The following is an 11,635-nucleotide window of genomic DNA, read 5'->3' on the forward strand; positions in this document are numbered from 1 at the left end:
AGATACCCTCCCATAAAGCCCTCCCGCCCTGCGTGTCGATCCTTGACACCGTCCCGGCGCAAAGCTTTTGTGCCGAAATTTCTTTCATTTCTGAGTCATTTCGTTGTGTTGGTTCGCGTTGCTATTTTGCGCTCGCAAACAATTGGCGAGCGCTGATCACTACCGAAAGTAAAGAAAACAATGAGTTTTGAAGCACTAGGTCTCCACGCGTCACTCGTCAAGGCAGTCACCGAAGCCGGTTACCTGAAGCCGACCGCAGTCCAGGAACAGGCCATTCCTGCCGCCATCGGCGGCCGCGACCTGCTGGTCTCGTCGCAAACCGGTTCGGGCAAGACCGCAGCCTTCATGCTGCCGTCGCTGAACAAGTTCGCCAACACCGAGCCGACCCCGATGGGCCGCACCCCTGCGCAGGAAGCGCAGGCAGCGCGCGCTCGCGGCGAACGCGTCCGTTTCAAGCCAGCCCAGCCGAAGATGCTGGTGCTGACCCCTACCCGCGAGCTGGCCCTGCAGGTCACCACCGCGACCGAACAATACACGACCTCGATGCGCCGCATCCGCGCCGTCTCGATCCTGGGCGGCATGCCCTACCCGAAGCAGATGCAGCTGCTGTCGCGCAATCCTGAAATCCTGGTGGCGACCCCGGGCCGCCTGATCGACCACATGGAGTCGGGCAAGATCGACTTCTCGCAGCTGGAAATCCTGGTGCTGGACGAAGCCGACCGCATGCTCGACATGGGCTTCATCGAGGACATCGAGAAGATCGTCGAAGCGACGCCGGAAACCCGCCAGACGATGCTGTTCTCGGCAACGCTCGACGGCGTGGTCGGCAGCATGGCGCGCCGCATCACCAAGAACCCGATGGTGATCCAGATCGCCAGCGCCACCAACCGCCACGAGAACATCGTGCAGCGCGTGCACTTCGTCGACGACCTGTCGCACAAGAACCGCCTGCTCGACCACCTGCTGCGCGACGAGACGCTGGACCAGGCCGTGGTATTTACCGCGACCAAGCGCGACGCCGACATGATCGCCGACCGCCTGAACATCGCCGGCTTCGCCGCGGCCGCCCTGCACGGCGACATGCACCAGGGCGCGCGCAACCGCACGCTCGACAGCCTGCGCCGCGGCCAGGTGCGCGTGCTGGTGGCGACCGACGTCGCCGCCCGCGGTATCGACGTGCCGAACATCACCCACGTGGTGAACTACGACCTGCCGAAGTTCCCCGAGGACTACGTGCACCGTATCGGCCGCACCGGCCGCGCCGGCCGCAACGGCGTGGCGATCTCGCTGGTGAACCATGCGGAAGGCATCAACATCAAGCGCATCGAGCGTTTCACCAAGCAGACCATCCCGGTCAACGTGGTGGAAGGCTTCGAGCCGAAGCGTTCGGCGCCGACCCGCTCGGCTTCGCGTCCGGGCTGGAAGCCGGGCGACGGCCGCAGCGCAGCCAAGCCGGGCCAGCGCAGCTTCAGCAAGCCTTACGGCCAGCGTGACGGCGCGCCGCGCGAAGGCGGTTATAACCGTGAAGGCGGCTACAACCGCGACGCGGCGCCGCGTGAAGGCGGTTACAACCGCAGCGCCGCACCGCGCGAAGGCGGCTACAGCCGTGACGCGGCTCCCCGCGAAGGCGGCTATAACCGCGACCGCGGCTACAACCGCGACGCGGCAGCCCCGCGCGAAGGCGCCGCCCGTCGCGAAGGCGGCTACCGCGGCAATGCGCACCCGCGCTCGTTCGACAGCGCACGCCGCACCTTCGGCGACAACTGATCGCACGAAACGCGCATCGCATCAAACACGCGTCGTATTAAAAACACGTCGCATCAAAAAAGGCTGCCTCGGCAGCCTTTTTTTTGCGTCGCCACCTGGCGGCGCCGCTGTTCCCGACCCGGGCGCCGCGGCGCCCTCCGCTTACCGGGCCGAACGGCGGCGCATCGCGCCGATGGCCGCGATGCCGGCCGCCAGCAGTGCGATCGATGCCGGCTCCGGCACTTCGCCCGCCTGCGCGGCGGTGTACCTGATCACGCTCTGGCTGAGGCTGGGGCCGCTGCTGTGGAAGTTCGATGTGGTCAGGCCGCTGTACATGATGTAGCCCTTGCCGAACTCCTTGCCCGCCACGATGGCGCCGCCGGCGCTGCCAGTCATGTAGGTGGTCAGGCCGCTGCCGCTGATCAGGTCATGCGCGAGCGAACCGCCGCACTGCGACACCGCGGTCGTGAAGGCGGCGGCGCCGGCGGCGGTGAGCGTGCCGCAGCCGCTGGCGTTCATCGTGAGGTTGACGTCCTTGAACGAAATGTTGTTGTACCAGCCGGCCGACTGGATCAGCAGCGCGCCGCCGCCCTGCACCCAGGCGTCGATGATGGCGCCGTATTGGCCCAGGTAACCGGCCAGGGCCGCATCGGTATCGGCGCCGCCTTCGAGCATCACGAAGCGGTTCGCCGCCGAGAAGATGCTGTTCGCGTCCGTAGCGGCCAGCCTGTAGTTGGTGTAATTGGTGAAGCCGGTGGCGCCGAAGACGGCGCTCATGTTCTCCGCGTCGCTGTTGCTACCCCATGGCAAGGCAGCGACCAGGACGGGAGCGGCGAGCGCGGGAGCGGCCAGCAGGGTGACGGTGGCGGTAATCAGGGTCTTGCAGATCAGTTGTTTCATTTTCATTCTTAGTTTTGTGGTGGCAACGTATAAGCAAACGCTGTGCCATATTGTCAATACAAGGACTTGACGATATTTCAATAACAAGCTGTAATATTTTCCGACAGAAAATGTGAATTTATAATGCACCGAGACTACGCGCAACCGACCAGCGGTTTCGCCGCCCTGACGTGGCGGAGCGCGCGAGGCTGCGTATCGTCCTGATCGTCCTGATCGTCCGGGTATCGTTTGCGTATAATTCTCGCTTCCTGAGCTCGCGTCTGCCCGAACGCCGGCATGAAAACATCTACGTGGAGCAGCAGTGCGGGAACGACGCCCCTTCATCCTGATCGCCAGCCCGGCCTCGGCCAGGGAGAACAACGGCAACTGGCAAACTGCAAGCCGATGGGCGCGTTTCCTGCGCGCATCCGGCTGGCGCGTCGCCGTCGCCGGCGGCTGGAACCCGGACGAGCCGCCGCCTGACCTCCTGCTGGCCTTGCACGCACGGCGCTCCGCCGCCGCGGTGGCGGCCTACCGCGCCGCCTTTCCCCTGCGCCCGGTCCTGCTGGCACTGACCGGCACCGACCTGTACCGCGACATCGACGAGGACGCGGACGCCCGCGCCTCGCTGGCCAGGGCCAGCGCCCTGGTGGTGCTGCAGGAAGCCGGGCTGGCGCGCCTGCCGGCCGCACTGCGCGCCAAGGCGCGCGTGATCTACCAGTCCGCGCCGAGCCTGCGTCCGGCGCCCACCATATCCAGCCCACGGCCGCGCCGGCTCGACATCTGCATGATCGGCCACCTGCGTGTGGAAAAGGACCCGCTGACCTTCATGCGCGCCGCCGCGCTGGTAACGGCCCCGCGCCTGCGCCTGCTGCACATCGGCGGTGCCCTCGATCCGGTGCTGGCCGAGGCGGCGCGCGCAACGCAGGCGGCCACGCCGTGCTACCGCTGGCTTGGCCCGATGCCGCGCAGCGCCACCCGCCAGCGCCTCAAGCGCTGCCATGCAATGGTCATCGCCTCCACCATGGAAGGCGGCGCCAACGTCATCATCGAGGCCGTGACCAGCGGCGTGCCGGTGCTGGCCTCGAACATCGAGGGCAACCGCGGCATGCTGGGCGCGGACTATGCCGGTTATTTCGAAGTGGGCGACGCGCAGGCCCTGGCCGCCCTGATCGACCGCATCGCGTTCGACCCCGCCTTCGAGGCCCTGCTGCGGCGCCAGTGCGCGGCGCGCGCGCCGCTGTTCGCGCCGGCCGCCGAGCAAGCGGCGCTGGCCGACTTGGTGGATAATCTGCTGCGCGCGCGATCGCCCTGAACGGGCGCGCATTGAACACGACCTTGGCAACTTCATTGGAAAAGAACATGACCGACCAGACCATCAAACTGACTTCCTTCTCCCACGGCGGCGGCTGCGGCTGCAAGATCGCCCCCGGCGTGCTGGCCGAGATCCTGAAGAAGTCGAGCGGCTTCCCGGTGCCGCCCCAGCTGATGGTCGGTATCGAGACGGCCGACGACGCCGCCGTCTACAAGCTCAACGACGAGCAGGCGCTGATCGCCACCACCGACTTCTTCATGCCCATCGTCGACGATCCCTTCGACTTCGGCCGCATCGCCGCGACCAATGCGATCTCCGACGTCTACGCGATGGGCGGCACCCCGATCATGGCCCTGGCCCTGGTCGGCATGCCGATCAATAAACTGCCGCTCGAGACGATCGGCAACATCATCCGCGGCGGCGAATCGGTCTGCGCGGAAGCGGGCATCCCGATCGCCGGCGGCCACACCATCGACTCGGTCGAGCCGATCTATGGCCTGGTCGTGATGGGCCTGGTGCACCCAAGCAAGGTCAAACGTAATGCCGATGCCCGTGCCGGCGACGTGCTCATCCTCGGCAAGCCGCTCGGCGTGGGCGTGCTGTCGGCGGCGCTGAAGAAGGACGCGCTGGGCGCGGACGGCTATGCCGCCATGATCGCCAACACCACCAAGCTGAACAAACCGGGCAAGGCGCTGGCCGAGATGGACGGCGTGCACGCGCTGACCGACGTCACCGGCTTCGGCCTGCTCGGCCACCTGCTGGAACTGGCACGCGGCGCCGGGCTGCAGGCCGAGCTCGAGATGGATGCGATTCCCCTGCTCCCGGGCGTGCTGCAGCTGGCCCATGACGGCTACTTCACTGGCGCATCAAGCCGCAACTGGGAAGCCTACGGCAAGGATGTCGCCCTGTTCGATGCGATCACGCCGGCCCAGCGCGCCCTGTTGACCGATCCCCAGACCTCGGGCGGCCTGCTGGTGTCCTGTGCGCCCGAGGCTGCCGACGCGGTCCTGGCCCTGTTCGCGCGCGAGGGCTTCGGCGAAGCGCAAGTCATCGGCCGCATGGTGGAAGGCGCAGCGCGCGTCGTCGTGCGCGGCTGATATAAAAGTTCTGGATGTCAACAGGAATATTTTGCATCCATAAGGCAACATAAATGTTTTTCTGAGAATTGTCGGTTGTATAATCGCGGGGCCGGCGCAGACCGGCCTCGACATCACGACGACCCAGAGAGACAATGCCCACGCCCCTGGCCGCTCAAGCGCCCCTAGTCCCCGAACCCGACCGTGCCCCCGACTGGTTGACCCGGCTGGGCAATGCCGTCCTGACCACCGACAACCGCCAGCGCCGTACCCTGGGCCTGCTCCTGCTGGCCGCCCTGGTGTCGCTGACCGTCATGATACTGCTGGGCTACGCCACGCTCATCGGCGTGACCCGGGCGCAGCATGTCGGCTGGCTGGCGGCGCTGTTCGGCGTCTTCATGGTCGGCTTCTACACGACCATCCGCAGCGGCTTCAACCGGCGCTTCAAAGACCCCACCCTGGCCCTGCCCCAGGTGATCTCGGCCCAGACCCTGATCGCCGGCGGCTATGCGATGACCGGCCCGGTGCACGGCGCCAACGTCATCATGCTGGCCCTGGTGATGGTGTTCGGCATGTTCAGCCTGCGCCCGGCGGCGCTGCGCGTGGCCAGCCTGTACACGGTAGTGGTGATGGGTGTGGTCATGTACCTCTGCGCGCGCCACCAGCCTGACCTGTATCCGGCCCGCCTCGAGCTGTTCAACTTCACGTTGACCACGATCGTGATGATCGCCATTTCCCAGCTGTCCGGCCAGCTGATGGACATGCGCACGCGCCTGAAGACGCAGAAGATCGCGCTCGAACAGGCGCTCACCCACATCAAGGAAATGGCGGCCAGGGACGAATTGACCGGCCTGCCGAACCGCCGGCGCATGATGACGCTGCTGCAGGAGCACGCCACGCGCCATGGCCGGGGCGGTCCGCGCTTCTACGTCTGCATCATCGACCTCGACCACTTCAAGAACATCAACGACACCTACGGCCATGCCGCCGGCGATGCCGTGTTGCGCGCCTTTGCGAGCCAGGCCCAGCAGGTTTTGCGCACCACCGACATGATCGGCCGCTGGGGCGGCGAGGAATTCCTGCTGCTCCTGCCCGAGACCCCGCCGGGCGATCCGGCGCTGGGCGTGGCCCGCCTGCGCGAGGCGCTGGCGGCGCTGCCGGCCAGCCCGGCGTTGCCGGAGCTGCGCGTGCGCTTTTCGGCCGGCTTCGCGCGCTACGAGAACGGCGAGCCGATCGACCAGGCGATCGAACGGGCCGACCGCGCCCTGTATGCGGCCAAGTCGGCCGGGCGCAACCGCAGCGTGGTGCTGTAGCAGGTACGTTCAGTCGCGCTCGCGGTAGCGCGGACGCGGTTCGGTGTGGCTGCTCGTCCGGCGCACGACGGCCGGACGGCGCAGGTCGTGCAACAGGCGCGCCACCAGCACCAGTCCCAGCAGCAACGCGATAAAGGCCAGCACGACCGACAGCGGCAGTCCGAACAAATCGCCCTGATCCATGACACCTCCCGTTCGTTAGGAAATGGCCCGGTGTTAACCGAACACAAGAACGTAATGTGCCACTTCTGTTCCTGCTGGAAATTGACCCAACTCAAGGACTAAATCAGGGCGCCGTCGACATCGGACGCGCCCGCTCCGGCTTGCCGCGCCCGACCCGCTCGTACTCGGCGATCACCTGGGCGCCGAACAGCAGCAGCGTGGCGCCGATCTCGAGGCTGAACATGACCACGATCGCCGTCGTCATCGAGCCATAGACCACGTTCACCTGCGACAGCGTGGAGAAATACCAGACCAGCACGTGGCGCGCGAGCTCCCAGAGCAGCGCCGCGGTGACGCCGCCGACCAGCGCATGCGAGAGCGACAGGCGCCCGACCGGCATCACCAGGTAGATCGAGGTCAGCACCAGGATCTCGCCCAGCAGGCCGAGCAGGTAGAGCAAGGCGCCCGACACCCCGCCCAGCGACCAGCTGTGACCGAGCAGCTCGACGTGCTCCTGCCCCATCACCTGCAGCGTCCCCGCCACCAGGGTGACGAGCATCACGCCGAAGCCCAGGGCCAGGATGTAGCAATAGGGCAGCACCGCCGAGACCAGGAAGTGGCGGCGCCGGATCGCTACGCGGTGCACGAAGATCACGCTCATCGCGTTTTCCAGCACCGTGAAGGCCAGCGAGCTGAAGAACAGCATGGTCACCCCCAGCACCCAGGTGATCAGGTCGCGATTGTCGAGGAAGTTGGCGACCTCGGCCACGATCGAGACGGACTGGCCCGGCACCAGCAGTTCGAGGTAGCGCCGCAGCGTCACCAGCAGTTCGGCCTGGTCGATGAAGTGCGACAGCGCCACCACCACCAGCATCAGGAAGGGCACGATCGACAGCAGCGCGTAATAGGCAACCGCGCCCGCCAGCAGCAGGCCCTGGTTGGCGCGAAAGCCGCGCAGCACGGCGAGCGTGAAGGCGAGCGGATGCGTCAGGATGTAATGGTTGGCGCGCCGGTTCAGGATCCGGATGCGGGCGCGGCGGACCGACTGCCAGCGCAGGCGCATCATCGCGCCAGCCTGACCCCGGTGAACTGCCAGCGCGCCCCGGCCGGGAAGAAATTGCGGTAACTGGCGCGCGCATGTCCGCCCGGGGTGGCGCAGGACGAGCCGCGCAGCACGTACTGGTTGACCATGAACTTGCCATTGTATTCGCCGACCGCGCCCGGCGCCGGCGCATAGCCGGGATAAGGCGCATAGCTGCTGCTGGTCCATTGCCAGCAGGCGCCGAACATCTGGGCCAGGCCGGCGCCGCTCGCCGCCTCCGGGTGGAAGCGTCCAGCCTCGATGCTGGCCTGGCGCGCCGCGAATTCCCATTCGGCCTCGGTCGGCAGGCGCGCGCCGCGCCAGCGCGCATAGGCGTCGGCCTCGTACAGCGACAGGTGGGTGACGGGGCGCGCCGGATCCAGCGGCAGCAGGCCGTGCAGGGTGAACTCGCGCCAGGCGCCGTCCTCCTGGCGCCAGTACAGCGGATGGGCGAGTTCGCCGGCAAGGACCTTGTCCCAGCCCTCGGCCAGCCAGAGGCCGGGATCGCGGTAGCCGCCGGCGTCGATGAAGGCCAGGTATTCGCCGTTCGTCACCAGGCGCGAGGCGATCTCGAAGGGCGCCACGTAGGCACGGTGGCGCGGCAGCTCGTTGTCGAAGCAAAAGCCGCGGCCGTTATGGCCGATCTCGGCCAGTCCGCCCTCGCAGCGGATCCATTCCAGCGGCGCGGGCGGCTGCGCCGGTTCGAGGGGATCGTCCAGGTAGGCCGGAGCCAGGGGATTCTGGGCCAGCAGGTGCTTGAGATCGGTGAGCATCAGCTCCTGGTGCTGCTGCTCGTGCTGCAGGCCGAGCTCGACCAGCGCGGCCAGGCCGGGGTCCAGCGCGGACTCCCCGCCGCGCCGCGCCAGCAGCTGCGTCATCCTGCGGTCGACGTCCAGGCGGTAGGCGCGCACTTCGTCGAGCGAAGGACGCGTGAGCAGCCCGCGCTGGGGCCGCGGATGTTTGGCGCCGACGCCGTTGTAGTAGGAATTGAACAGCACCCGGAACGCCGGGTGGAAAGGCGCGAAATCGTTCTCGTACTGCTCGAGGATGAAGGTCTCGAAGAACCAGCTGGTGTGCGCCAGGTGCCACTTGATGGGGCTGGCGTCGGGCATCGACTGGGCGCAGCAGTCCTCGCTCGACAAGGGCTCGGCCAGTTGCAGCGAGCGCTGGCGCACGGCGGAAAAATCGGGCTGCGGCATGGCGCTTCCCTTCAGCCCGCCGCGGCCACCGCCTGCGCGTGGATGACGGCGAACGGGCGCTGCTGGTCGGTCCAGACACGGGTGGCCTCGAAACCGGCCTGTTCCAGCAGGCCGATGGCATCGGCCTGGCGGTACTTGTAGCTGTTCTCGGTGTGGATGCGTTCCCCCGCCGCGAAGTCGCGCCCGCCGCCGGGCCAGCGCACCCGCTGCGCGCTGCGCGCCTCCAGGTGCATCTCGACCCGCCCCATCGTTTCGTTGTAGAAGCCGACGTGGCGCCAGCCGCGGATGTCGAAGTCGGCGCCAAGCAGGCGGTTCACGTGGCGCAGCACGTTCAGGTTGAAGGCGGCTGTCACGCCCAGGGCGTCGTCGTAGGCGGCATCGAGCATGGCCTTGTCCTTGGCCAGGTCGATCCCGATGAGCAGGCCGCCGTCAGGACCGCACTGGCGGTGCAGGCGGCGCAGGAAGGCGCGCGCTTCGGGCGGCGTGAAATTGCCCAGCGACGAGCCGGGATAGAAGAACAGGCGGCGCTCCTCGTGCACGCTGGCCGGCAGGTCGAGCCCGCTGGAAAAATCCAGGCCCAGGGCCTGCATCGCGATGGCGGGGAAGCGCTGGCGCAGGCGCGCCAGGGCCTCGCTCACGAATTCACTGGAGATATCGACGGCCACGTACTGGCGGGGACGCAGGAGCGGGAACAGCGAGGCCGCCTTGGCGCAGTTGCCCGCGCCCAGGTCGATCAGGGTGGCGCCGATGCCCGCCACGCGCGCGATCTCGGCGCCATGGCGCGCGAAGATGCCTGCCTCGGTACGGGTGGGATAGTATTCCGGCAGCTCGCAGATCGCCTCGAACAGCTTCGAGCCCAGCGCGTCGTACAGGAATTTCGGCGAAATGCTGGCCTCGCGGGCGTTCAGGCCGTCGTACAATTCGGCGGGAACATGGGCGCTGGCAACGGTTTCCAGCTTCTCGGTCGTGCAGGACGTCATCATAAGGTTTATCATTCGTGCCGCCGAAGCGCACCATGCGCCCTGGCCTGGGAGATGTTGCCGTTTTTGCTATCATAGCGGAACGTCCAAATCTTCCGCGTTCGCCTGCAGCGCAAGCGTGCAGGCCGTCCGTTTCCCTTGCTTCGATCAATAAGAAAGCCAATATGTCCCCACTGTCGACCTTGAAGTCCTTCCTTGCCAAATCCCTGGCCGCCTCCATGGCCGCCGCCCTGCTGTTCGCCGCCCCGGGCGCCTCGGCCCAGAACACGCCGGGCGTACTGAAGGTCTCGGCCATCCCCGACGAGGCGCCGACCGAACTGCAGCGCAAATTCAAGCCGCTGGGCGACTACCTGGCCAAGGCCACCGGCCTGAAGGTCGAGTTCACCCCGGTGACCGACTACGCCGCCTCGGTCGAGGGCCTGATCAACAAGAAGCTCGACATGGTCTGGTTCGGCGGCTTCACCTTCGTGCAGGCCAATGTGCGCAGCAAGGGCCAGGTCACGCCGCTGGTGCAGCGCGCCGAGGACGAAAAGTTCCGTTCCGTGTTCATCACGACCAATCCGGCCATCCACAAGCTGGAAGACCTGCGCGGCAAGACCCTGTCCTTCGGTTCGGAATCCTCGACCTCGGGCCACCTGATGCCGCGTTCCTTCCTGCTGGGCGCGAAGATCAATCCGGACACCGACCTGAAACGCGTTTCCTTCTCGGGCGCACACGACGCCACTGTGGCCGCGGTCGCTGGCGGCAAGGTCGATGCCGGCGCGCTGAACATCTCGGTCTGGGAAAAGCTGGTCGAAGCGAACAAGGTCGATCCGAAGCAGGTCCGCGTGTTCTACACCACTCCCGGCTACTACGACTACAACTGGTCGGTGCGTTCGGACATGAACCCGGCGCTGCAGAAGAAGATCCGCGACGCCTTCCTGGCGCTGAACGAATCCACCCCGCAGGGCAAGGAAATCCTGGAACTGCAGCGCGCCACGAAGTTCGTGCCGACCAAGGCCGAGAACTACAAGGCGATCGAAGCCGCCGCACGCAATGCGGGCCTGCTGAAGTAAGACCGGGAAAGACCAGATGAGTTTCAAGCTCGACAAGCTGACAGTGCGCCACCTCAACGGCAGCCGCGCGCCCGCGCTGCAGGAACTCGACCTGGCCATCGCGCCGGGCGAGCAGTTGGCCCTGATCGGTCCGTCGGGCGCGGGCAAGACGACGCTGCTGTCGACCCTTGCCTGCGCGCACCAGCCGGCCGAAGGCGGTTTCGCCGTCTTCGGCCAGGATCCGTGGGCGCTGTCGCAGCGCGCGCGCCATGCCTTGCGCGCGCGCCTGTTCCTGGCGCCCCAGACTCCGCCGCTGCCGCCGCGCCAGCGCGTGGTGACGGCGGTGCTGGCCGCGCGCCTGCCGCAGTGGAGCCTGGGCCAGGCCCTCGCCTCCCTGTTCAGGCCGGCGGACCCGGACGCGGCCTTCGATGCCTTGTCGCGCTTCGGCCTGGGCGAGAAACTCTATGCGCGGGTCGACCGCCTGTCCGGCGGAGAGCGCCAGCGCTGCAGCCTGGCGCGGCTGCTGTTGTCGAATGCCGAAGCCTTCCTGGTCGACGAGCCGATCTCGGCGCTCGACCCGGCGCTGGCCCAACTGACGCTGTCCACGCTGCAGCAGGAAGCGGCGGCGCGCAAGGCCACGCTGGTGTGCAGCCTGCACCAGGTCGACATGGCGCGCGCCCACTTTGCCCGCATCGTCGGCCTGCGCGCGGGCCGCATCGTGTTCGATTTGCCGCGCGAACGCGTCACCGACGAAATGATCGCCGCGCTCTACCAGAACGAAACGGTCCAGCCGCATCCCCACATCCCGCACGAACCGCCCGAGCGCATCGCCGTCGGCGCCTGCTTCTGA

Annotated in this window: 11 protein-coding genes; 6 read left to right on the top strand and 5 right to left on the bottom strand. The window is 67.1% G+C overall.

Annotation, left to right across the window (positions count from 1 at the left end; translation table 11 throughout):
- Window positions 1–180: 180 nt before the first annotated feature.
- Entirely contained in the window at window positions 181–1,767 is a 1,587-nt protein-coding gene (locus ACSUZJ_RS16785; protein WP_499410014.1) for a DEAD/DEAH box helicase, read from the top strand.
- A gap of 141 nt (window positions 1,768–1,908) precedes the next feature.
- Here the strand turns inward: ACSUZJ_RS16785 and ACSUZJ_RS16790 are convergent, their stop codons facing one another.
- On the bottom strand, window positions 1,909–2,646 hold the full coding sequence (locus tag ACSUZJ_RS16790; protein WP_499410016.1) for a PEP-CTERM sorting domain-containing protein: 738 nt from the start codon (window positions 2,644–2,646) through the stop codon (window positions 1,909–1,911).
- A gap of 301 nt (window positions 2,647–2,947) precedes the next feature.
- Here ACSUZJ_RS16790 and senB point away from each other — a divergent pair, with 301 nt between their 5' ends.
- From senB to ACSUZJ_RS16805, 3 genes are all read left to right on the top strand, one after another.
- Window positions 2,948–3,940, top strand: coding sequence for a selenoneine biosynthesis selenosugar synthase SenB (gene senB / locus ACSUZJ_RS16795; protein ID WP_499410017.1), 993 nt, complete (start codon window positions 2,948–2,950; stop codon window positions 3,938–3,940).
- A 47-nt stretch (window positions 3,941–3,987) separates the two neighbouring features.
- Window positions 3,988–5,037 (top strand): selenide, water dikinase SelD, encoded by a 1,050-nt coding sequence (gene selD, locus ACSUZJ_RS16800; RefSeq protein WP_499410019.1) that lies wholly within the window; start codon window positions 3,988–3,990, stop codon window positions 5,035–5,037.
- Between the two features lie 134 nt (window positions 5,038–5,171).
- The gene (locus ACSUZJ_RS16805) at window positions 5,172–6,329 is read left to right on the top strand and encodes a GGDEF domain-containing protein (RefSeq protein WP_499410020.1); all 1,158 of its coding nucleotides are present in this window, start codon (window positions 5,172–5,174) and stop codon (window positions 6,327–6,329) included.
- A 9-nt stretch (window positions 6,330–6,338) separates the two neighbouring features.
- On the opposite strand, the gene ACSUZJ_RS16810 is transcribed toward ACSUZJ_RS16805, so the two are convergent.
- The 4 genes from ACSUZJ_RS16810 to egtD all read right to left on the bottom strand — a co-directional run bounded on the left by ACSUZJ_RS16810 (window position 6,339) and on the right by egtD (window position 9,754).
- The gene (locus tag ACSUZJ_RS16810; protein ID WP_499410022.1) at window positions 6,339–6,512 is read right to left on the bottom strand and encodes a hypothetical protein; all 174 of its coding nucleotides are present in this window, start codon (window positions 6,510–6,512) and stop codon (window positions 6,339–6,341) included.
- 103 nt (window positions 6,513–6,615) lie between these two features.
- Window positions 6,616–7,557, bottom strand: a complete 942-nt coding sequence (locus ACSUZJ_RS16815; protein WP_499410023.1) for a YihY/virulence factor BrkB family protein — start codon at window positions 7,555–7,557, stop codon at window positions 6,616–6,618.
- A complete protein-coding gene (gene egtB, locus ACSUZJ_RS16820; protein ID WP_499410025.1) occupies window positions 7,554–8,771 on the bottom strand; it encodes an ergothioneine biosynthesis protein EgtB in 1,218 nt (405 codons plus the stop codon). Before egtB ends, ACSUZJ_RS16815 begins: the two co-directional genes overlap by 4 nt.
- Before the next feature lie 11 nt (window positions 8,772–8,782).
- Window positions 8,783–9,754, bottom strand: a complete 972-nt coding sequence (gene egtD / locus ACSUZJ_RS16825; RefSeq protein WP_499410026.1) for an L-histidine N(alpha)-methyltransferase — start codon at window positions 9,752–9,754, stop codon at window positions 8,783–8,785.
- 161 nt (window positions 9,755–9,915) lie between these two features.
- Here egtD and ACSUZJ_RS16830 point away from each other — a divergent pair, with 161 nt between their 5' ends.
- The gene (locus ACSUZJ_RS16830) at window positions 9,916–10,806 is read left to right on the top strand and encodes a putative selenate ABC transporter substrate-binding protein (protein WP_499410027.1); all 891 of its coding nucleotides are present in this window, start codon (window positions 9,916–9,918) and stop codon (window positions 10,804–10,806) included.
- Between the two features lie 16 nt (window positions 10,807–10,822).
- Complete coding sequence (locus tag ACSUZJ_RS16835) at window positions 10,823–11,635, top strand: phosphonate ABC transporter ATP-binding protein (RefSeq protein WP_499410029.1); 813 nt, start codon at window positions 10,823–10,825, stop codon at window positions 11,633–11,635.

The sequence above is a fragment of the Telluria sp. B2 genome (assembly GCF_051789535.1).
GTDB lineage: Bacteria > Pseudomonadota > Gammaproteobacteria > Burkholderiales > Burkholderiaceae_D > Telluria.

Excerpts from the sequence above, each read along its gene's own strand:
- selD (WP_499410019.1), top strand. The coding sequence starts at position 3,988 with ATGACCGACCAGACCATCAAACTGACTTCCTTCTCCCACGGCGGCGGC.
- ACSUZJ_RS16785 (WP_499410014.1), top strand. The coding sequence starts at position 181 with ATGAGTTTTGAAGCACTAGGTCTCCACGCGTCACTCGTCAAGGCAGTC.
- ACSUZJ_RS16830 (WP_499410027.1), top strand. The coding sequence starts at position 9,916 with ATGTCCCCACTGTCGACCTTGAAGTCCTTCCTTGCCAAATCCCTGGCC.
- ACSUZJ_RS16810 (WP_499410022.1), bottom strand. The coding sequence starts at position 6,512 with ATGGATCAGGGCGATTTGTTCGGACTGCCGCTGTCGGTCGTGCTGGCC.
- egtD (WP_499410026.1), bottom strand. The coding sequence starts at position 9,754 with ATGATGACGTCCTGCACGACCGAGAAGCTGGAAACCGTTGCCAGCGCC.
- ACSUZJ_RS16805 (WP_499410020.1), top strand. The coding sequence starts at position 5,172 with ATGCCCACGCCCCTGGCCGCTCAAGCGCCCCTAGTCCCCGAACCCGAC.
- ACSUZJ_RS16790 (WP_499410016.1), bottom strand. The coding sequence starts at position 2,646 with ATGAAACAACTGATCTGCAAGACCCTGATTACCGCCACCGTCACCCTG.
- ACSUZJ_RS16835 (WP_499410029.1), top strand. The coding sequence starts at position 10,823 with ATGAGTTTCAAGCTCGACAAGCTGACAGTGCGCCACCTCAACGGCAGC.
- egtB (WP_499410025.1), bottom strand. The coding sequence starts at position 8,771 with ATGCCGCAGCCCGATTTTTCCGCCGTGCGCCAGCGCTCGCTGCAACTG.
- ACSUZJ_RS16815 (WP_499410023.1), bottom strand. The coding sequence starts at position 7,557 with ATGATGCGCCTGCGCTGGCAGTCGGTCCGCCGCGCCCGCATCCGGATC.